We start from the raw sequence: 21089 nt of genomic DNA, 5'->3' as shown, positions 1-21089 counted from the left end.
ACGCGTTTATTCGATCAAGTTTCCCGGGGAGGACGGGGCCGATATGGCTGCGAAGACCAGCAATTGCAACGCTTTTACGGAATGTTTTGGAGCACCGTTTCAGCAGCGGGGTTGGACAGCCCTGCTCACCAAGCTAAAGCCGTTTCAGATGAAACAACTCGATACAAATCAAGAAGCCCTGATCGCTCCTATCGATCAAGATGCCATGCTCGCTCATGCGCAGAAATGGAGCGCGATAAACACCGGCACTGCCAATCTGGAAGGCCTTGCTGAAATGGCGGCAACCCTTGCCGACGCGTTCTCCGACCTGCCCGGCGATGTGAAGCTGCTCGATCCGGCACCGGTCACTGCCATCGGGGCTGACGGCAGCGAGTTCGAGAAGCCGCACGGCCAGCATCTGACGCTCAGTGTCCGGCCCGGTGCGCAGCGGCGCCTGCTATTCACCGGTCACATGGATACCGTCTTTCCCAAAGACAGCGCATTTCAGGACCAGAAATGGCTGGACGAAGAAACGCTGAACGGTCCCGGCCTTGCGGACATGAAGGGGGGCATTGCCGTATTCCTCCACGCCTTGAAAGCTATCGAGCAAAGCGGCGCCGGTCAGCAAATCGGATACGATGTGCTGATCAATTCGGACGAGGAAACCGGTTCGCTGGCATCCGCACCGCTGATCGAAGCGATGGCGCAGGGGAAATATGCTGCGCTTACCTATGAACCGTCGGCCCTGCCCGATGGCACATTGGCCCATGCACGCGGCGGTAGCGGCAATTATTCTCTCACCATCACCGGCAAATCAGCGCATGCCGGTCGCAATCCGCAGGATGGCCGCAATGCCATCGTAGCGGCGGCCGCCCTCGTTCTAGGGCTGAAAGATTTGCAGACGGAAGATTGCCCGATCAATCCGGCCAAGATCGAAGGAGGCGCGGCGAATAATGTCGTTCCCGATCACGCTGTGCTGCGGTTCAACATCCGCCCGAAAAGCCCCGATGCCGCCGCCGCGTTTGAAAGTGCCCTCGCCGCGCTGGTGCGCGACACACAGCAGGCTCACGAAGTCAGCATTCACCAGCACGGCGGCATTTCACGCCCGCCTAAGCCTGTCGATCGCAAGGCGCAGCGCCTGTTCGATCTGGTCCGCGATTGCGGCGCTTCGCTGGGCCAGGAAATCGGCTGGCAATCCACCGGCGGCGTTTGCGACGGCAACAACATCGCATCATGCGGCGTGCCCGTGGTCGACACGATGGGCGTGCGCGGCGGTGCAATCCATTCGGCTGACGAATTCATGATCGTCCCGTCCCTGAAAGAACGCGCAGCGCTGTCTGCGCTTGTCATCCACCGACTTGCATCGGGAGAAGAGCTTTGAGTTTTCGCCTGCGCGCTGCGCGCACCAAGGATCTGGAGCCGCTATACGAAATGGCGAAACTGACGGGCGGCGGGTTTACCAACCTGCCTCCTGATCGGCCCGCGCTCGGCGCCAAGCTAGAGCGGGCTGCTGAAGCGTTTGGCCGTGATGATGACGAACTGGGCGATGACCAGTTTGTTCTCGTACTCGAGAATGCGCAGACCGGCGAAGTGCGTGGCACCTGCCAGCTGTTCAGCAAGGTTGGCCAGCAATGGCCCTTCTATTCTTACCGCCTGACCACGCTGACCCAGCATTCGCAGGAACTTGACCGGACCGTGCGCGCTGAAATGCTCAGCCTGGTAACCGATCTGGAAGGGTCGAGCGAGGTCGGCGGCCTGTTCCTGCACCCTAACGAGCGTGCTGGCGGGCTCGGTCTGCTGCTCGCCCGCAGCCGGTATTTGTTCATCGCCATGCACCGCAAACGCTTCGCAGACCGGATCCTGGCCGAATTGCGCGGCATCATCGATGACCGCGGCGGGTCGCCGTTCTGGGACGGTGTCGCAGGGCGCTTCTTCGGCATGACATTTCAGGAAGCGGACTATTTCAACGCCATTAATGGCAACCAGTTCATCGCCGACCTAATGCCCAAGCATCCGGTCTATATTGCCATGCTTTCCGAAGATGCCCGCAGCGTAATCGGGCTACCGCATCCAACCGGACGCGCGGCGATGCGCATGCTCGAAAACGAGAATTTTCGCTACGAAGGCTATGTCGATATTTTCGACGGCGGCCCGTCGATGATCGCACATACCGATGACGTGAAAAGCGTAAAGGAAGCTGTGTCGGCCCAAGTGTCCGAAATGGAACTGGGCGAAGGCGAACGGTCGCTGATCGCAACCGGCCACCTGACGACGTTTCGCAGCTGTTACGGTGCGCGCAAGCTGAATGATGACGGGACAATCTCGCTTGACGCGGCGGCCGCCGATACGCTGGACGTGCAGCCCGGTGACACAGTCTGGAGCGTCGCCCGATGAACGGCAACGACAAGCTGGTAGAGATCAATTTCGACGGCCTTGTCGGGCCAAGCCACAATTATGCCGGCCTCAGCCTGGGCAATATCGCATCCTCCAGCCACAAGGGCGACACATCCTATCCGCGGGCGGCCGCCTTGCAGGGTCTGGAAAAGATGCAGGCCAACCGGGCGCTCGGCCTTGCACAAGGCTTCTTCCTGCCCTTGCCCCGGCCCAATGACGGCTTGCTGCAACGGCTGGTCGTCGATGAGACCGCCGACGCTGCCCTGACCCGCGCTGCATGGTCTGCCAGCTCAATGTGGACTGCAAACGCAGCGACAGTCAGCCCGGCACCGGACACAATCGACGGAAAATGTCACCTGACCCCGGCGAACTTGATTACCATGCTCCACCGAGGTCAGGAGTGGCGCGACACCGCAGCACAGCTAAAGATCGCATTCGCGGACGACAGATACTTTGCGGTGCATGATGCGGTTCCCGACAGCTTTGGAGATGAAGGCGCTGCCAACCACATGCGCTTTGCCGAAAGCCACGGCTCGGCCGGAGTGGAAGTGTTTGTTTATGGCCGGACAGGCGGAAAATTCCCCGCACGCCAGCACGAACAGGCCAGCCGTGCGGTGGCCCGCCTCAATCGGGTAGACCCGCAGCGCGCAGTTTTCATCGAACAGAACCCGGCAGCGATCGAAGCCGGCGCGTTTCACAACGACGTCGTCGCCGTCGCAAACGAGAAAGTGCTGTTTACGCACGCTCTCGCCTTTGCCGATCAGAGCGCAGCCTATGACGCGATCCGGGCCAGATTTCCGGCGCTTGAAGTGGTCGAAGTGCCCGCTGATGCGGTCTCGCTGGCAGAGGCGATCAAGACCTATTTGTTCAATGCGCAATTGCTGACCTTGCCCGATGGCATCATGGCTCTGGTCGTGCCGGAGGAATGCCGCGAAAGCGCCGCTGTGTGGAGCTGGCTCGAAGGGATGCTCGCCGGCAACGGCCCGATCCGCAAAGTGATCCCGGTGGACGTACGGCAAAGCATGGCGAACGGAGGCGGCCCAGCCTGCCTGCGGCTGCGCGTGGTCGCTGATCCTGCCACCGTCGATCAGCGCTTCATGCTCGACGATGCAAAGGCCGAAACAATCGCCCGCGTAGTTTCGGAGTACTGGCCCGAAACGATACAGCCTTCTGAAGTCGGGAACGATGAACTGGCCGAGCGCGTTCGAAACACACGTGGCAAGTTATTGGAAGCACTCGATTTAACGGAGCTTGGTTAACAAGCTGGACTGACTGTCGGACTGCGTTACACTTGCCGCCACGTTAACCTTCGTGACTCGCGAAACTCTGCCACTGGCACAGAAATTGCGACTGAAAAGATTAACAGGAAAGGGCACGCATGCTGAAGAAGATTGGCCGGCTATTCGTTATCAAGACGAAGTTCGAAGCCTATGCTATCATCTATGCGCTTGCTCTGGGTGCGACCGCGCGCGGTTCGCAATACCTTGTCGAATACCCGGGATGGGGCGGCAAACTTCTGTTTCTGGCCACAACCGGTGCTGTTTTCCTCGCGGGGGCAAAAATTCTCGACTGCCTGCGGTACGAGAAGGAAAAGCGCAACGCGCAGCAGCCCGCAGCGGCCGATTGATCGTTTCAATTTGAAGGAATGAATGGGGGTTTCTGTTGCTAGCTACCCCCGGAGCCCCGGAATCCGCTTCTGTTGCCCGGTGGGTCCAACCGCGCTTAGGCTTTGTAAAGTCAGGCCGTTAGGCCATCAAATTACGCAGCGAGAGCGAGTGCTTCGTTATCGTTTGCACTTATAAAAATGAGCTTTTTACGGGGATTCTCAACCCGGGCAAAAACAATGCTTTTCAACACACGTCGATCCTAGTTCGGCCCCGTCAGGAACCGCAGTTTCCTGCGGTTTTTGGTGGAGCCGCCGGGTACTGCCCCCGGGTCCGTTATGTCTATTGCACACTGCAATTTATCGCCATATCCGGTCGAAACCGGCATCACCTATATAGGCGATGCCGGCTTAATGTGAAGTGACCGAATTTGGCTCAGCCCATCGGACCGTTCTTGGGCGCACCCGGAGCGCCGCCTTTCAGAGCGTCGCGGATTTCAGCAAGCAGTTCGACCTCGGTCGGGCCAGCTGGCGCTTCTTCTTCGGCAGGCTTTTCAAACCGCGCGGTCACCTTGTTGGTGTAACGAACCAACAGGAAAATGATGAACGCCAGGATCACGAAGTTGATAATCGCCGTGACGAAAGCGCCCCATGCAAGCACGTTCGCGCCGGCTTCACGGGCAGCCTCCAGCGACATTCCCGCCTCGACTTCGCCGCTCAAGACAATGTATTTGCTGCTGAAATCGACATCACCGAAGATCATGCCAACGATCGGCATGATAACATCGCTGGTCAAAGACGCGACGATCACAGCGAACGCGCCCGCAATGATCACCGCGACGGCCAGTTCCATTACATTGCCCTTGGCAATGAATTCCTTGAATTCAGTAAGCACTTCTTTTTCCCCTCAGGTTTAATCCAGAGGGTTTTCTGGCAGCATGACGCCATCCTGCCAAGAGGGTGTAGCGCCTATCCTGACTGTGCCTCGCGCAAGCCTTTCAATTCCTTCCTGATATCACGCAGCACATCCAGTTGCGGATCGGTCGGAACTTTCTCATTTTCCGAACTGTTTTCGCCAGCTTTCTTGTCTTCTTCGATCGCATCCAGCACCTTGTTCACGCCCTTGATGAGCATGAAGAGAGCAAAAGCGAGGATCAGAAAGTTGACCATCTGAGTCAGCAGATCGCCATATCCGATCATTGCGACACCTGCCTCCTTCAATTCTGCGTAATTCGTGGTCGAACCGGTATAACCCTCAGGAATGCTACCGAGCAGGATAAACCAGTTTGAAAAGTCGACCGCCCCGAAAAGCCAGCCGATAAACGGCATCAGGACGCTTTCGGTCAGTGCAGTTGTTATCTTGCCGAACGCAGCACCGATCACGACCCCTACCGCAAGCTGCAGCACATTACCGCGCGATATGAACTTCTTGAATTCGTCGAAAATGGTCATGCGTTCACCCCTTCAATTTTATTCATCTGCAAACGCTAGGCAGGCCGCACGGTTCCTTGAACGCGGGCGTGCGTGTGCTATGTATGCAAGACAGCTTTCGCTTTCTTCTGAGAGGACCAATTATGACGCTTCGTTCCGCCACCCGGTTTACCATCGCTGCTGTAGGCGCCCTGCTGCTGTCAGCTTGCGGGATCAATTCCGTGCCAACGGCGGAAGAAAACGCGAAAGCCAAGTGGGCCGATGTGGAGGCGCAGTTCCAGCGCCGCGCCAATCTGGTGCCCAATCTCGCGGAAGTCGCACGGGGCGCTGCCGAATCCGAAGGCGCAATCCTTCGCGATGTCACTGAAGCGCGGGCCCGTGCAACCAGCGTAAACGTTAGCGCGGAAGATCTGGGCGACGCCGAAAAGATGGCAGAATTTCAGGCAGCGCAAAACGAACTTGGTCAGGGGCTTGGCCGCCTGCTCGCCAGCTTTGAAGCGTACCCGCAGATCCAGTCAAACCAGAACTTCCTTGCTCTGCAAAGCCAGCTCGAAGGTACTGAAAACCGCATCGCCGTGGCGATCCGCGACTATAACGAGGCAGTTCGTCAGTATAACACCACCATCCGCACCTTCCCCGACACGATCGGTGCAAACCTGATCCACGGGGCGGAACCGATTGTGCCTTACGAAGCTGCGACCAACGGCGCAGAAATCGCCCCCGAACTCGATATGACTTCGGGCAGCTGATCGCAGGCCTGATGCCAAACCTTTCACGCATTGCAGCAGGCCTAGCCATTGCGCTCGGCCTGCTGACCGCCCAGCCGGCGCTGGCCCAGGATTTCCCCGAACTGACGGGCCGCGTTGTCGATGCGGCGAATATCATTCCCGACGATCAGGAAGCCGCGTTGACCGCAAAGCTCGCGGCGCTGGAGACCCAGTCGCAGCGTCAGCTTGTCGTGGCCACGCTGCCTGATCTGCAAGGCTATGACATATCCGACTATGGCTATCAGCTGGGCCGTGAATGGGGCATCGGCGACGCAGAACGCAATGACGGCGCGCTGATAATCGTCGCTCCGAACGAACGGAAAACACGGATCGAAATCGGCTACGGACTGGAAGGGATCATGACAGATGCCCTGTCGTCGGTGATCGTCAACCAGCAGATGCTGCCACGCTTTCGCGAAGGCGATTACGCTGGCGGTATCAATGCCGCGGCTGACACCATTATTCAGCAGCTGACCTTGCCCGAGGAAGAAGCCCGCGCCATCGCAGCGCAGGCCGCGCCAGAACGGTCGAGAAGCAACGGATCGATCATCGATTTTCCGACCATCATTTTCCTCGGTTTTTTCCTGTTCTTCATCATCATTCCTATGCTGCGCGGCAAACGCGGTAAACGATACCGGCGCAACGGCACGCTGACCGGCAGCAGCATTGGCGACATCATCCTGTGGGAAGTCGGCAGTGCAGCTCTGCGCGGCGGATCCCGGGGTCGCTCCGGCGGCGGATGGGGCGGCGGCGGGTTTGGCGGCGGTGGCGGCTTTTCCGGCGGCGGCGGCAGTTTCGGTGGCGGCGGCGCCTCGGGTGGTTGGTAGGGGCCTTTCATGACACGAACCAATTATCTCGACGCCAGATCGCACAAGATCGTATCCGACGCTGTGGCTCAGGCGGAGCTCCAGACATCGGGCGAGATCGTTACCGTTCTGGCCGACCGTTCCGACGGTTATACCGACATTGCGTTGGCATGGTGCGCCCTTGCCTCGTTTCTGGCCCTGACGTTTTGCGTTACCTTTCCAGACTGGATCCTCAGCACCTATGCCGGGCTGCACGATGGCTGGAACACTGACTGGACCGCGCGCGAGATTTTCTCGATGGCAGCGGGCGCAGCGATTTTCTGGTTCCTGATCGTGTGGCTGATCCAGCTTTGGGACCCGGTGAAATTTGCGCTTATCCCCGGCAAGGTGAAAACCTTGCGCGTGCATTCCCGCGCCATCGCCCATTTCAAGGTCGGTGCGGAGCGGCGCACGCATGGGCGTACCGGGATCATGATCTACCTTTCCATGCAGGAACACCGCGCCGAGATCGTCGCGGATGAACCAATCGCGGAAATTGTTCCGGCCGAAGTCTGGGGCGAAGCGATGGCCGACATGCTGGACGAGATCAAACGCGGCAACATCGCTGAAGGCATGGCGGCGGGCGTGCGCGACGTCGCAATTGTGCTCGCCGAACATTTCCCGCGCGGGGATGAAGACCAGAACGAATTGCCAGACCGCCTGATCGAAGTCTAAGCCTCAGGAATGACAGCTTCAGACCCCGATGCGCAAAAGCCAGAACAGATTGTCTGGGAAGGCAAATACATAACCGCCAAAGTGCGCGGACGATGGGAATATGTCGGCCGCGCGAGGAACATCCGCGCCGCTGCAATCATCGCCATCGAGGATGGTCACGTCTTGCTGGTCGAGCAGTACCGCATCCCTTTGGGCAAACGCAGCCTGGAAATTCCGGCGGGTCTTATCGGCGACGATGACGGCGCAGAAGGAGAAGCGCCGGAAACGGCCGCCATGCGCGAGTTGGAAGAAGAAACCGGTTACATCGCCGACCGGATGGAAAACCTCGGCGAATACTATTCCAGCCCCGGAATGGTCAGCGAAAGTTTCACTCTGCTCCGCGCACACGGTCTGACCAAAGTCAGCGAAGGCGGCGGCACGGAAAGCGAAGATATCACTGTGCACCGCGTCAAACTCGGCGATCTGCGGCAATTCGTTGCAGACTGGCGGGCAAAAGGCCATGCGGTGGACGTAAGGCTGGCCATTCTGATGGCCGAGGAATTTCTGGGAGAGGATTGAAGATGGTTGATCGCGTTAAAGGCAAAATGGCCCTGGTAACCGGCGCAGCACAGGGCTTGGGTGCAGCGCACTCGATGCTTCTCGCGCAAGAAGGCGCGCGCGTTCTGTGCACCGACATCAATGGCAATGGCGCTCAGGAAACAGCAGACGGGATCAACAGTGCGCTCGGCGCAGGAACCGCTTTTGCGATTCAGCACGACGTAACGGATCCCGACGCCTGGGAAGCCGCGATTGACTGTGCGCGCGAGAATATCGGCGGATTGAATGTGTTGGTGAACAATGCCGGTATCGGCGTCGCCGGAAACATCGAAACCTGCAAATTCGAAGACTGGAAACGGTGTTTCTCGGTCAATGTCGATTCGATCTTTCACGGCTGTCAGAAAGCTTTGCCCCTGATGCGTGAACATGCGCCGGGTTCGATCATCAACATTTCCTCGATCGCCGGACTGATCGCCAGCGATACAATGCCGGCATATAATTCATCCAAGGCTGCGGTCTGGATGCTGAGCAAATCGATCGCGCTGCATTGTGCGAAAAAGAACATGAACATCCGCTCGAATTCGGTGCACCCGACATTTGTCGATACGCCAATCCTGGATGGCACGGCTCGCAATCACGATATCGACAAGGATGTTTTGCTGGAAAAGCTGGCGCGGCAGATACCGCTGAAATTTGTTGGCGAGCCCAACGACATCGCCAATGCTGTGCTTTATCTCGCCAGTGACGAGAGCCGCTTCATGACCGGGGCCGAACTGAAACTGGATGGCGGCATTTCCGCAATGTAGCTTCGGCCCCGTGGACTGTTGTTGGCCAGTTTGTGGCCGGTTGGTGTGTGAGAGTGAGACCCTCTGGCCTCACTCTCAATCTGCGATCAAGGCAATCGCTAGGTAAACAATCAGCAGCGAGCCGAAGCCGAGGAGCGTTCCGGCGACAAAGCCGATCCGGACCAGTGTGGCATCGATGCCGAAATAGTTGGCGATACCGCCACATACGCCCCAGAGTTTTGCATTCGGCTTGTCGAGATTGAAACTCTGCGATGGCGATGCGCCGACGGGTTTGTGCTCCAGGTTGCTCATGCCATCATTCCTGCAAATACGACGCCCTGCTCTGCGGGGACAATTGCGTAGGCGAACAAGACGCCGGAGATCGCGAGGGAAGAGATTGCGGCAACCGCTCTGCTTCCAATTTCGCTGAGGTTAAACATGGTATAAATTCCTTTCATTGGTTCGGTATTGGGATGATCAGACAAGGATGCCGGTCGGGGTTGCTGGAACAATGGCGGTTGCCATGAACAGTGCGGAGATTGCGAGAGCCGAGAAAGCGGCGAAAACGCGGTTGCTGAAGTTGTAAGCGGTCATTTTGAAGTCCTTTGTTTGGTTCGGTGGGCCATTCCCGCCGATGCCAAGTACCTTGCAGGGACCGTGCCAATTCCGAAAAACCGCGGAATTCCGCCATTCTCAGCCTATCTTGCCCGATTTCAAACATGAACGAGAACTGAATAGTGGGAATTTACACCACCATTTGGGATTGCGGTTTCATGTGGCGTTAAGGTGCTGCGCTAGCTAGGCGTTTTCCGGCATGGCGCTGGACCAGATCACCCTTTCCGATTTTCGCAACCACGCCGACACTCGCCTGGTCGGAACGCGGGGTTTCAACCTGCTCGTCGGGGAAAACGGCGCCGGAAAGACCAACATTCTGGAGGCCTTGTCTCTGTTCGCGCCCGGTCGCGGGCTTCGCCGCGCTTCTCTGGCCGAAATGATCGGCGGCGGCGGATCTGGCGGGATGGCAATTGGCGCCTCTCTTCATACCGAGAACCAGGATGAACCTGTCCGGCTGGGTAGCCACATCGACCCGGCACGCCCCGGCAGGCGGCTGGTCAGGATCAATGGCAGCGAAAGCAGCGCAGTTACTCTTGGTGAATGGCTATCCATCAGCTGGCTAACCCCGGCGATGGACCGGCTTTTCGCAGACAGCGCGGGCGCACGCCGCCGCTTCCTCGACCGAATGGTCCTCGCTCTTGATCCGCTTCACGCCCGCCATGCGGCGCGGTACGAAGCCGCGCTCAGGGAACGCAACCGCTTGATCAGCGATGACCGGGAACCCGAGGCAGCATGGCTCGATGGGGTCGAGCAGCAGCTGGCCGAGCACGGTGCCATGCTGGCCAGCGGGCGTGCCATGCTGATTTCACGGCTGATGGAAGAAATGGCCATATTGCCAGAGGCTCCGTTTGCCCGCCCTGCTTTGTCCTATGCTGCCGGGGGACCGATCTTGCGAAGCGATCTTGCCTCCGCACTGTCGGAAAATCGCAGGCGGGACCGGCGCGCAGGACGAACCCTGGCCGGTCCTCACCGCGACGATTTGGGGGTCCAGATGGCAGGAAAAGGCGTGCCGGCTGCATCCTGTTCGACGGGCGAGCAGAAGGCGATGTTGATCGCGATCATTCTCGCCCATGCCAGTCTGGCGGCAAAGGGACGCCCCAACCTCCTATTGCTCGACGAAGTGGCTGCTCATCTCGATCCGCTGCGGCGAGAAGCCCTGTTCGCCCGGCTGCGGTCGAGCGGTGCACAAGTGTGGCTGACAGGCACCGAACTGGCCCAATTTGGCGCCATCCGGGGTGAAGCGGCAATTTGGCGTGTGGAGGAAGGCGCCGCCGAGCGGGTGGAGTGACAATCAGCCTGCCGGCTCTTCCGGCAACGCCAGTTTGACTGCACCGACAGTTGCGCCAACGAGGGTTTCGATCCCCTCTGCCGTTGGATGGACGCGGTCATCCTGAATCAGCTCGGGCTTGGTATAGATCGAATCCAGGAAAAACGGCACCAGCTCCGTACCGTACTGTCGGGCCAGCTCTGGATAGAGCGCGTCGAAGTCAGCCTGAAATTCGCCAAAGTTCGGCGGCGCACGCATTCCCATCAGCAGCACCGGGATTTCCCGCTTCTGCAATTCGGCCAGCATAGTCTCGATATTCTGGCGCGTCTGATCGGGTTGTATCCCGCGCAGCAAATCGTTCCCGCCCAGTTCCAATATGAATAGGTCAGGCTTTTCTTCCTGAGCATCGAGTGTGAAGGTCAGACGCTGAAGACCCGCTGCGGTGGTATCACCCGACACGCCGGCGTTGACGACGCGCGCATTCACGCCGCGGCCACGCATGGCCGCCTCCAGTTTTGCCGGATAGCTGTCTTCCGACGCAACATTGTAGCCCGCAAACAGACTGTCGCCGAATGCCAGAATGCGCCGTTCCGGCCCCATCACGGGCATCTCTGCCGCACCGCCCCGTGCTGCGGTGGTTTCGGCAGGAGCCGGCGCCGGGGCCTCTGCACTACATCCACCCAACAGGGCGGCGGAAAAAACTACGGGAACTATCGACCAACGACTGAGTAACATCTGTGAGCCTCCTTGCTCGCCCCATTCACCTATGCGATTGGATTGCGGTGACAAGCCCAAACTCAATTTCCGCCCGAAATCTCACCCTGACCTACGATCCGGACAAAAACCCGGTCGAGGTGCTGCGCGGTATCGACCTTGAAATCGCGACCGGTGAAGTGGTCGCCCTGCTGGGTCCATCCGGTTCAGGCAAAAGCTCGCTCATGGCGGTCCTTTCCGGCCTTGAACGGGCCTCTGGCGGCGATCTGACTGTGGCCGGACAGGATTTCACCAATATGGATGAGGACGGTCTGGCAAAGGCACGGCGCGGCCATATCGGAATTGTCCTGCAGGCGTTTCACCTGCTGCCGACAATGACGGCGCTGGAAAATGTCGCCACGCCAATGGAGCTGGCCGGTGATGCCGATGCCACCGCAAAGGCGCGCGCCGAACTGGAAGCCGTGGGCCTTGGCCACCGGATCGATCATTATCCGACCCAGCTTTCCGGAGGAGAGCAACAGCGCGTCGCCATTGCACGGGCCATCGCCCCCGGCCCCGAACTGATTTTTGCGGACGAACCAACCGGCAATCTGGATGTTTCGACCGGCCATGACATTATCGAATTGCTGTTCACGCGGCGCACGGACACCGGCGCAACGCTGCTGGTTATCACCCACGATGTCGAACTGGCGCAGCGGTGCGACCGGGTTATTACCATCGGCGACGGCCTGATTGCGAGCGACACCAGAAAATCGTGACTGGCGACCTGACCTGGACGGCGGCATGGCGGATTGCCAAGCGCGACCTGAATGCGCGCTTCAAGGGCCTGCGCCTGCTCCTCGTATGCCTGTTCCTGGGGACAGGCGCGCTTGCCGCGATTGGAACGCTGACCGGCGCGATCGAGAGCGAGCTTGAAGGACGCGGCCAGGAACTGCTCGGTGGCGACCTGGAGGTTGAAGTCTGGCAGCGTGATCTTTCTGCTGAGGAGCTGGCGGCCCTGGGCGAATACGGCACGTTATCCGGCGGCACACGGCTGCAGGCGATGGCCAGCGCAGGCGAAAACGCCGCACCGATCGAACTCAAGGCAGTTGACGCCAAGTGGCCGCTCTACGGCACACTGACGCTGAAGGGCGGAACAGACGCTGCCGCGCCAAGTGCCAACGATGCCTATCTGGCGCAGGGCGCGATCGACCGGCTGGGCATATCGGTTGGCGACAGTTTCCGCGTGGGACAGGCCCAGTTGGTCGCCGCCGGAATAATCGAAAACGAACCTGACCGCCTGAGCGAGGGCTTCCAGCTTGGCCCAACCATCCTGGTGGCCGAAGGTATTCCGGCCAAGGCAGGATTGCTTGCCCCCGGGTCGATGTACCAGAGCAAGTACCGTGTCGCGTTCGAACAAAACCGCGATCCCGATAATGTGCAGGAGGCGTTGGAAGAACGTTTCCCCGATGCAGGATTCGATTACCGCACACGCGACCGCGCATCGCCCGGCGCCGACAGGTTTGTTTCACGGATGGGTGAATTCCTGACACTGGTCGGCCTTGCTGCTTTGGTCATTGCCGGAATTGGCATCGGCGGCGGCGTATCATCCTATCTCGAGGCGCGGCGCGCCAGCATCGCAACCCTGAAAGTGCTCGGCGCTTCCAGCCGGGACATCGCGCGCATTTACGCGCTGCAAATCGGGTCGGCAGCTTTGGCCGGCAGCCTGCTAGGGCTGGCCGCCGGTGTTCTGGTTACCCCGCTTCTGGCGGCGGCGCTGGACGGCCTGTTGCCGGTGGAACGCGGATTTGTGTTCGAACCGGTCGCGCTGCTGATTGCGGCAGCATATGGTTTGCTGGTGGCGCTGGTGTTTGCCGCCACGCCGATCCTGCGCGCACGCCGTTTCCCCGCAATGGCCCTGATGCGTGCCCGCATCGTTCCGCTGTCCCGCGATGGCCGTGCACTGTCATGGGTCCTGGGCGGGATGGCAGGTATCGTCGCCCTGGCCCTGATTACCGCGCGCCAACCGCTGCTGTCTGGCGGATTCCTGTTGGGGGCCGTCGTGGTGCTTGGCCTGCTCGCGCTGCTCGGCCTCGGTATCCAAAGGCTGGCGCGCAGTGTTCCTCGCCCACGCAACCCGCTGGTCCGCAATGCGCTGGCCAACCTGCACCGCCCCGGCGCATCAACCGGTGCGCTGGTCACCGCGCTCGGCTTCGGTCTTAGTGCATTTGTCCTGCTCGCAGCGATCCAGACCAGCATTAACGGCAATATTGACCGCCGTGTGCCCGCACAGGCACCTGATTACTTCGTGCTCGATATCCCGCGCGACCGGGTGGACGATTTCCGGCAGCTGGTCACAGACGACCAGGCAGACGCGGAAATCCGCACCGTGCCCGCGCTGCGCGGCGCGATTCTGGCTTACGGCCCCGAAGGAAACATGACGCGGGTCTCGGATCTGGAAGAGATCCCCGATGGCGCGTGGCCGCTGCGCGGGGAACGCGGATTGACCTATGCAGACGAAGTTCCGGCCGGCAACCGCATCGTGGAGGGCAAGTGGTGGGACCCGATGTACGATGCGGAGCCGCTGGTGTCGGTAGATGAAGAATTTGCACGGGCGATCGATCTTGAAATCGGCGATCTGATCACAGTGGGCGTGCTGGGTGTCGAAAAGACCGCCCGGGTGGCCAATCTGCGGGTCATCGACTGGGAAAGCATGGGCTTCAATTACGTGCTGGTTTTTTCCAGTAATGCGCTGGCCGATGCACCGCACAATATTGCGGCGACGATCGATCTGCCAGACGGTGCGGCCACCGGGCCTCTGCTGCGCCAATTGGTGAACACCTTCCCATCCAGTTCGGTGATCGAAATCGGTCAGGTCCTGTCGGAAGCGCGCGTGATATTGAGCCAGGTTGGTCTTGCCACCTTTGCAGCAGCATCTGTCGCGGTGCTGGCGGGTCTGGCGGTGCTGATTGGCGCAATTGCCGCTGCCCGTGCGGTGCGCACTTATGACACCGTGGTGATGCGGGTTCTAGGCGCAAGCCGGAGGCAGGTGCTGGTGATGCAGCTGGCAGAATACGGGATCCTTGCGCTGATCCTTGCGGCTGTCGCACTGGCGCTAGGCAGCGGACTGGCATGGCTGGTCATCACGCAATTGTTCGAATTCGATTGGTTGCCCGACTGGGGTGTCGTGCTGGCGGTGCTGGGCGGCGGGCTTGCTTTCGTGCTTGTGTTCGCGCTGGCCGGGTCGCTTCCGTTGCTGCGGGCCAAACCGGCGCAGGCGTTGCGCGCGCTCTAGGAAAAAACGTCCGCGATATCTTCGCCGTAAACCGGCGGGCCATATTGGTTCTCTCCGTTCTTGGGAGGCAGGCTCATCACGATCATGTAGCCGATCCAGCCGATGATGCTGAGAAACAGCACCGCAAATATCGCTGCAATGGCGAGCCAGCCGGGCAAGCCAATGTCATGAAGCCTGCGGGAAGTGAGAGCGAGACCGGGAATGAAGTTCAGCAGAAAGACCCCGCCGAATGTGCTGATCGCGGCGATACCGACTGTCGCATCCTCAGCGTCGATTGCGACATAGGCGATAAGAATGCCTGACGCGGCAAGATAGCTGAGGAACAGCAGCAGGCTGTACCACCAGAATTCCCGGCGGCCCGACCGGCCACCGAACTGCGCATAACGGCGGTAAGGCAGGACCATCCAGGCCAATACATTCCCTGTTTCAGGAATGTCTGCGCGGGAATCTGCCACTATTCGAAAACAGCTGCTGTGCCGGGGTCTTTCGGATCATCCCCGTACTGGTTCGGGCCGCGCGTGCCATCGATACACATGAACACGAAGACGATCAGCCATCCGATATACGGTATGAAGCTGAGCAGATAGAGCCAGCCGGTCATGTCCTGATCGTGGAACCGGCGCACGGTGACGGCGATCGAAGGAACAATCGTGCCGAACGCGAAAATCATCATCAGCCCGCCAGCAATCCAGACCAGCGGGCCCGGCGTCGCCGCTTCGTTCACTACAACGCCCGCGTCATCAAATTCAGGCCAAGGGATTCCAGAAAACAGCAGCACGAACAGGATGATGAAAACAAGATAATACAACAGGAAATACATCCAGTATTCCTTGCGCCGAGAACGGCCCGAAAAATCAGCATACCGCCGCAGCGGCATCAGCATCCATTCCATCAAATTGCGACCCCTGAAGTAAAATGGCGGACCTTTCCCGGCCCGCCATTCAATTGATTATTCGAATACCTCGGTGTTCGCTCCGCCCTTGGGATCAGGGCCATATTCATTGTCGCCCCGGTCGCCTTCAAGACACATGAAGACCAGCACGATGATACCGCCGATCAGCGGAATGAAACCGAGCAGAACCATCCAGCCCGATTTACCCTGATCGTGGAAGCGCCGGACCTGAACGGCAAGGCTGGGTATGATGATCGCGATAATGAACAGCGTCGTTAGCGGTCCGTATACGCCGCCAACCATGCCTGACATTCCCAGCACACCTTCGATTACGCTCAAAATCACCGCAGCGATGATCATGAACAAAACGAACATCCAGTATTCCTTGCGCCGCGAACGGCCTGAGAAATCGGCATACCGCTTTAGCGGCATCAACATCCATTCCATGGGAAACCCCCTCTTTCCAAATAGTCCCGGTCAGAAAGGCACCACAGAATTTGATGTATTTCAATAAAAAAGGGGCCGCCCGCAGGCAGCCCCTCAATTTATTCAGTCGGGTTCGTTTAGAACTTGAAGCGAACCGTACCGCCGTATGTGCGCGGCTGGTTCGGATAGCCCGAAACAGTACCGGCCTGGGCAACACCATCGAACACCTGGGTAATGAAGCGTTCGTTGAGGATGTTACGACCCCATGCGCTTACTTCGATACCGTTGTTCAGGCGCAGCGTCAGCGAGCCGTTCACAAGGTTCACTTCGCGGCGGAACAGTGTCTCCGCCGTCGGACCAAATGCCGGAAGGCCGTTGGTGATGTTGACGTTGCTTTCGTGGTTGTAATCGACACGGGCGATCAGGAAATTGCCGCTGTAGCCAAACTCGTGCGTGTAAGTCGCCGAGGTAGCGAGGGTAATTTCCGGCGTACCGCCCGGTGTCTGACCTGTCAGATCACCAACCGCCGAATTCGGGAACGAATCGAACACCGAATCCAGGTAAGTCATGGCGAAAGTCAGAACCAGCGGATCGACCGGGTTGATCGTGGCGTCGAATTCGAAGCCCTTGGTCGACTGCTCACCAGCATTTGCCAGCGCGAAACCGGTGCCGGTGAAGATGTTCGACTGGAAGCCTTCCAGCGTCTGGTCAAACAGCGCAAGGTTGAAACCGAAGCGAGGGAACTGTGCCTTCAAGCCGATTTCGTACACTTCCGCGTCTTCCGGACCTGCAAAGCGGGTGCCGGTGTTCAGGTTCGGAACCGCGATGCCGGCATCGGTGATTGGCGATGGCGGCGCAGCAAATGCACTCAGGCCCGGGCCCGGTACAAAGTCGGTCGGAAGCGGACGCGAGTCGCGCGACAGGTTGACCGACGATGCCTTGAAGCCCGTTGCATAGGTGAAATACACGTTGATCTGATCCGACACGTCATACGCAGCGCGCAGGGTGTAGGAGAAATCATCGTCACGGGTCTTACCGTCTTCAACTGCGTTCGGGATCGCCAGGAAAGGCGGCTGGAACTGGAATGCTGCCAGCGGCAGCAATGGGTTGACGTTGGGATCGGTCGCCAGCCCCAGCAGGAACGCCTGGTTCGCTGCTGGCAGTGCCTGGAACTGTGCCGGAGTGGTCACGGTTCCGCCGGTTGCCTGAACGATGAAGGCATCCACCAGATTGATCTGGCCGAGTTCGTCGAACGCGGTCAGGTTGGCAGTGAAGTCCTTCTTGTCGTCGGTGTAGTTGAAGCCGGCGGTCAGCGTGAGCCGGTCCGTGACTTCGAAATCGACAGTACCGAAGATCGAGATTGCTTCGTTATCCAGCGTGAACGCTTCGTCCGTCAGCAGACCCGGGCTGAAAATGCTGTTCTGCGGCAGGTTGAGCGCTAGCTCGACGCCGTTGAACACAGCCGGGTTACCTGCGAGCAGCGAGAAGAATGCACGCGAATCGTCACCGGTAATCAGCTGGCTGGTCTGTTCGACGTCTTCCTTGAAGTAGTAAGCGCCAAGGAGGAAGTTGAGCGGGCCGTCGAAGTCCGAAGCAATTCGGAGTTCCTGGCTGAACGTGTCGATTTCCTGATCGCGGATTTCGTTGACGATATCTGCGCTGGAGAAATCGACGTCCTGCTGGTTGAACGCTTCAAGCTTGCGGTACGCGCTGATCGAAGTCAGCGCGAGCGGGCCTGCTTGATAATCCATCTGAACCGAACCGCCGTAGCTGTCGATCTTGTTCGACGGGGCGATGTTCAAAAAGCTGGTATCGTTGAACAGGTTTTCCGGATCGATCTGGCCGCCCAATGCGAACAGCGCAGGCACCGAAGGGCCAGCGACAACGTTACCGGCGAAGCAGCAATCTTCGTCGATGCGGCTGAAATCACCGATCGCACGGATTTTGAAGTCCGAGGAAGGCTCTACCAGCAGCTGGCCACGAAGGCTCCAGCGGTCGCGGTTGTTGATGTCGATGCCCAGGTTCGGAACTTCGACATAGCCGTCACGCTTATTATAAAGCCCGTCGATCGAGAAAGCGACGCTGTCGGTAATCGGGCCGGTAACGTCACCCTTCAATTCCATCTGGTTGAAATTGCCATAGGTCGCTGCAACCGAACCACCGAATTCGAACTGCGGTTCGCGGGTAACAACCGAGATTACGCCTGCCGATGCGTTCTTGCCGAACAGCGTCGACTGCGGTCCACGAAGAACTTCGATGCGCTGGACGTTGGCAAGGTCGCCGATCTGCGCGGCGGAACGTGAACGGTAGATACCGTCGATGAAGACACCGACCGATGGTTCGATACCGGCATTATTGGCGCCGTTGCCGAAGCCGCGAATGATGAAGGTGGTGTTGGCCGAACTTTGCAGCTGGCTGGAACGCAGCGAAGGTGCAACCGTGGTCAGATCGCTGAGATCGCGGATCTGGGCCTGCTCAAGCGTTTCGCCCGAAGTGACCGAAACCGAAATCGGCGTTTCCTGCAGCGTGGTTTCACGCTTGGATGCGGTAACGACGATGATGTTGCTGTTCGGACCGCCAATTTCATCTGGCTGGGCTTCATCTTCGTCTTCCAGGACAGCTTCGTCAGCATCCTGTGCCATCGCGCCGGTCGGAATTGCCAGACCGATTGCAGCCACACCTGCGTAAAGTGCAGCGCGCTGAACCGCGCTGCCTTTGAATGAGTCAAACTTCATGGAGTCTCCATCCTCTGTAGTGCGGGATCGTTGTAAGGGGCCCGCTTCTGGGTATGACGCATAGGTATGCACCATACCTTGCTCAAGCAAATTGCACGGTTTTGCAGGGGTTTCCGGCATTTGTGGCGACTTGGCCACAGTCCTTTTTTGCGCGCAAAGCTTGCCGTAGGGTCAGCCCTCGGCTAGGGCGCGCGCGATATTGCGCTGCACAATGGCACGCACCCCAAACTGAAAGCACAAATGATGTCCGCTAACCAGCGCAACGTGGCGATTATCGCCCACGTCGACCACGGCAAGACCACCCTAGTCGACCAGCTATTCCGCCAATCCGGCACTTTCCGCGACAACCAGCGCGTGGAAGAACGCGCGATGGACTCCAACGATCTGGAGAAAGAACGCGGAATCACGATTCTCGCGAAGTGTACTTCGGTCGAATATGGTGAGGGTGACGAAACCCGCCGCATCAACATCGTCGACACACCTGGCCACGCCGACTTCGGCGCAGAGGTGGAGCGTATCCTGAGCATGGTGGACGGCGTGATCCTGCTGGTCGACAGTGCCGAAGGCGCCATGCCGCAAACCAAATTTGTGACCGGCAAGGCTCTGGCACTCGGCCTGAAGCCGATCGTCGTCGTCAACAAGATCGACCGTCCTGACCAGCGCGCAGTTGAAGTTCTGGACGAAGTGTTCGACCTGTTCGTGTCGCTCGACGCGAACGATGAACAGCTGGACTTCCCGGTTCTCTACGCATCGGGCCGCGACGGCTATGCCAGCGAAGATCCCGATGCCCGCGACGGCACGCTGGACCCGCTGTTCAAGAAGATTGTCGAGCACGTTCCCGCACCGGGTCTGGACGAAACCGGGAAGTTCACCTTCCTCGCAACCCTGCTCGACCGTGACAACTTCATGGGCCGTGTTCTGACTGGCCGCATCCAGTCGGGCACCGTCAACGTGAACGATCCGATCCACGCCATCGATGGCGACGGCAAGGTTGTGGAAGTCGGCCGCGCTACCAAGCTGCTCGCCTTCAACGGCCTCGAGCGTGTCCCGGTAGATAGCGCCAAGGCCGGTGACATTATTGCTTTGGCCGGTCTGGAAAAAGCGACCGTTTCGAACACCATCTGCGACCCGTCGGTTTCCACCCCGATCGAAGCGCAGCCGATCGATCCGCCGACATTGGCGATGCGCTTCTCCGTCAACGACAGTCCGCTGGCCGGCCGCGAAGGCAGCAAGGTTACCAGCCGCATGATCCGTGACCGTCTGAATCGTGAAGCAGAAAGCAATGTCGCAATCCGCATAACCGAAAGCGACGACAAGGACAGCTTCGAAGTTGCAGGCCGCGGCGAATTGCAGCTCGGCGTTCTTATCGAAACGATGCGCCGCGAAGGCTTCGAGCTCGGCATCAGCCGTCCGAAAGTTCTGTTCCGCGAAGAAAACGGCAAGCGTATGGAACCATACGAACAGGTCGTGATCGACGTGGACGATGAGCACTCCGGAACCGTCGTTGAAAAAATGCAGCGCCGCAAAGCCGAGCTGGTCGAAATGCGACCTTCGGGCATGGGCAAGACCCGCATCACCTTCTCCGCCCCGTCACGCGGGCTTATCGGTTATCACGGTGAATTCCTGTCCGACACGCGCGGCACAGGTATTATGAACCGGTTGTTCGAGAAGTACGACGCCTACAAGGGGCCGATCGAAGGCCGCCAGAACGGCGTGCTGATCTCGATGGTTCCGGGCGAAGCTGTTGGCTATGCGCTCAACGCGCTGGAAGAACGCGGCGAGCTGTTCATCGGCGCTCAGGCAAAGATCTACGAAGGCATGATCATCGGCGAAAACGCCAAGCCTGACGATCTCGAAGTGAACCCGATGAAATCGAAGCAGCTGACCAACTTCCGCTCGACCGGCAAGGATGATGCAATTCGCCTCACCACGCCGCGCAAGATGAGCCTGGAACAGGCGATTGCGTATATCGACGACGATGAAATGGTCGAAGTGACGCCTGAAAGCATTCGCCTGCGCAAGGCGCTGCTGTGCCCGCACGAGCGCAAGAAGTTCAAGCGGAAGATGGAATCGGCGTAAGTCAGACCGATCATCTGGACACGAAAAGGCCCCCGGAGTTTACCGCTCCGGGGGCCTTTTTCATTTGGTCA

The 21089-nt window shown here is 59.1% G+C and carries 22 protein-coding genes and 1 other RNA gene; 13 read left to right on the top strand and 10 right to left on the bottom strand.

Features of this window, described 5'->3' with window-relative positions; all coding sequences use genetic code 11:
• Nucleotides 1-148 precede the first annotated feature (148 nt).
• From PO778_RS01635 to PO778_RS01620, 4 genes are all read left to right on the top strand, one after another.
• The gene (locus PO778_RS01635; RefSeq protein WP_271438384.1) at nt 149-1360 is read left to right on the top strand and encodes a hydrolase; all 1212 of its coding nucleotides are present in this window, start codon (nt 149-151) and stop codon (nt 1358-1360) included.
• Complete coding sequence (locus tag PO778_RS01630) at nt 1357-2373, top strand: arginine N-succinyltransferase (RefSeq protein WP_271438383.1); 1017 nt, start codon at nt 1357-1359, stop codon at nt 2371-2373. The genes PO778_RS01635 and PO778_RS01630 overlap by 4 nt, the downstream gene beginning before the upstream one ends.
• Complete coding sequence (locus PO778_RS01625; protein ID WP_271438382.1) at nt 2370-3632, top strand: N-succinylarginine dihydrolase; 1263 nt, start codon at nt 2370-2372, stop codon at nt 3630-3632. Before PO778_RS01630 ends, PO778_RS01625 begins: the two co-directional genes overlap by 4 nt.
• Nucleotides 3633-3751: 119 nt before the next feature.
• Nucleotides 3752-4000, top strand: a complete 249-nt coding sequence (locus PO778_RS01620; protein WP_160729379.1) for a hypothetical protein — start codon at nt 3752-3754, stop codon at nt 3998-4000.
• A gap of 58 nt (nt 4001-4058) precedes the next feature.
• On the opposite strand, the gene ssrA is transcribed toward PO778_RS01620, so the two are convergent.
• The 3 genes from ssrA to mscL (PO778_RS01605) all read right to left on the bottom strand — a co-directional run bounded on the left by ssrA (nt 4059) and on the right by mscL (PO778_RS01605) (nt 5428).
• Nucleotides 4059-4401: a transfer-messenger RNA gene (gene ssrA, locus PO778_RS01615) on the bottom strand.
• Nucleotides 4402-4412: 11 nt separating this feature from the next.
• Nucleotides 4413-4871, bottom strand: a complete 459-nt coding sequence (mscL, locus tag PO778_RS01610; protein ID WP_160729378.1) for a large conductance mechanosensitive channel protein MscL — start codon at nt 4869-4871, stop codon at nt 4413-4415.
• A 74-nt stretch (nt 4872-4945) separates the two neighbouring features.
• On the bottom strand, nt 4946-5428 hold the full coding sequence (gene mscL, locus PO778_RS01605) for a large conductance mechanosensitive channel protein MscL (RefSeq protein WP_202391572.1): 483 nt from the start codon (nt 5426-5428) through the stop codon (nt 4946-4948).
• A 122-nt stretch (nt 5429-5550) separates the two neighbouring features.
• On the opposite strand from mscL (PO778_RS01605), the gene PO778_RS01600 reads away from it, so the two are divergent.
• Genes PO778_RS01600 through PO778_RS01580 form a run of 5 tightly spaced genes read left to right on the top strand, consistent with a single transcriptional unit; the run spans nt 5551 to nt 9037 of the window.
• Complete coding sequence (locus PO778_RS01600; protein WP_271438381.1) at nt 5551-6156, top strand: LemA family protein; 606 nt, start codon at nt 5551-5553, stop codon at nt 6154-6156.
• An 11-nt stretch (nt 6157-6167) separates the two neighbouring features.
• Complete coding sequence (locus tag PO778_RS01595) at nt 6168-7001, top strand: TPM domain-containing protein (protein WP_271438380.1); 834 nt, start codon at nt 6168-6170, stop codon at nt 6999-7001.
• Nucleotides 7002-7010: 9 nt separating this feature from the next.
• A complete protein-coding gene (locus PO778_RS01590; RefSeq protein ID WP_160729375.1) occupies nt 7011-7694 on the top strand; it encodes a TPM domain-containing protein in 684 nt (227 codons plus the stop codon).
• 9 nt (nt 7695-7703) lie between these two features.
• Nucleotides 7704-8252, top strand: coding sequence for an NUDIX hydrolase (locus tag PO778_RS01585; RefSeq protein WP_160729374.1), 549 nt, complete (start codon nt 7704-7706; stop codon nt 8250-8252).
• 2 nt (nt 8253-8254) lie between these two features.
• Nucleotides 8255-9037, top strand: coding sequence for an SDR family oxidoreductase (locus PO778_RS01580; protein ID WP_271438379.1), 783 nt, complete (start codon nt 8255-8257; stop codon nt 9035-9037).
• A gap of 75 nt (nt 9038-9112) precedes the next feature.
• Here PO778_RS01580 and PO778_RS01575 read toward each other — a convergent pair whose 3' ends face one another.
• The gene (locus PO778_RS01575; RefSeq protein ID WP_160729372.1) at nt 9113-9328 is read right to left on the bottom strand and encodes a PspC domain-containing protein; all 216 of its coding nucleotides are present in this window, start codon (nt 9326-9328) and stop codon (nt 9113-9115) included.
• Nucleotides 9325-9456, bottom strand: a complete 132-nt coding sequence (locus tag PO778_RS01570) for a hypothetical protein (protein ID WP_268893566.1) — start codon at nt 9454-9456, stop codon at nt 9325-9327. Before PO778_RS01570 ends, PO778_RS01575 begins: the two co-directional genes overlap by 4 nt.
• A gap of 374 nt (nt 9457-9830) precedes the next feature.
• Between PO778_RS01570 and recF the strand changes: the two genes are divergently transcribed.
• Nucleotides 9831-10919, top strand: a complete 1089-nt coding sequence (recF, locus tag PO778_RS01565) for a DNA replication/repair protein RecF (RefSeq protein WP_271438378.1) — start codon at nt 9831-9833, stop codon at nt 10917-10919.
• A 3-nt stretch (nt 10920-10922) separates the two neighbouring features.
• Here the strand turns inward: recF and PO778_RS01560 are convergent, their stop codons facing one another.
• Nucleotides 10923-11633, bottom strand: coding sequence for an arylesterase (locus PO778_RS01560; protein WP_271438377.1), 711 nt, complete (start codon nt 11631-11633; stop codon nt 10923-10925).
• Nucleotides 11634-11680: 47 nt separating this feature from the next.
• Here PO778_RS01560 and PO778_RS01555 point away from each other — a divergent pair, with 47 nt between their 5' ends.
• Complete coding sequence (locus PO778_RS01555; RefSeq protein WP_160729370.1) at nt 11681-12370, top strand: ABC transporter ATP-binding protein; 690 nt, start codon at nt 11681-11683, stop codon at nt 12368-12370.
• Entirely contained in the window at nt 12367-14886 is a 2520-nt protein-coding gene (locus PO778_RS01550; RefSeq protein WP_438944370.1) for an ABC transporter permease, read from the top strand. The genes PO778_RS01555 and PO778_RS01550 overlap by 4 nt, the downstream gene beginning before the upstream one ends.
• On the opposite strand, the gene PO778_RS01545 is transcribed toward PO778_RS01550, so the two are convergent.
• The 4 genes from PO778_RS01545 to PO778_RS01530 form a co-directional block, all read right to left on the bottom strand.
• A complete protein-coding gene (locus PO778_RS01545) occupies nt 14883-15341 on the bottom strand; it encodes a DUF805 domain-containing protein (protein WP_271438376.1) in 459 nt (152 codons plus the stop codon). The two genes, PO778_RS01550 and PO778_RS01545, sit on opposite strands and share 4 nt — an antisense overlap.
• Nucleotides 15341-15778 carry a DUF805 domain-containing protein gene (locus tag PO778_RS01540; RefSeq protein ID WP_271438375.1) on the bottom strand — a complete coding sequence of 146 codons (438 nt, stop codon included), beginning with the start codon at nt 15776-15778 and terminating at the stop codon, nt 15341-15343. Before PO778_RS01540 ends, PO778_RS01545 begins: the two co-directional genes overlap by 1 nt.
• 57 nt (nt 15779-15835) lie before the next feature.
• A complete protein-coding gene (locus tag PO778_RS01535) occupies nt 15836-16225 on the bottom strand; it encodes a DUF805 domain-containing protein (RefSeq protein ID WP_160729368.1) in 390 nt (129 codons plus the stop codon).
• Between the two features lie 116 nt (nt 16226-16341).
• Complete coding sequence (locus PO778_RS01530; protein ID WP_271438374.1) at nt 16342-18939, bottom strand: TonB-dependent receptor; 2598 nt, start codon at nt 18937-18939, stop codon at nt 16342-16344.
• Nucleotides 18940-19182: 243 nt separating this feature from the next.
• Here PO778_RS01530 and typA point away from each other — a divergent pair, with 243 nt between their 5' ends.
• Nucleotides 19183-21018, top strand: coding sequence for a translational GTPase TypA (typA, locus tag PO778_RS01525; protein WP_160730572.1), 1836 nt, complete (start codon nt 19183-19185; stop codon nt 21016-21018).
• Nucleotides 21019-21089 lie beyond the last annotated feature (71 nt).

The organism is Pontixanthobacter luteolus (assembly GCF_947494915.1).
Taxonomy (GTDB): domain Bacteria; phylum Pseudomonadota; class Alphaproteobacteria; order Sphingomonadales; family Sphingomonadaceae; genus Pontixanthobacter; species Pontixanthobacter luteolus.
This window is presented reverse-complemented; position numbering and strand designations above follow the sequence as displayed.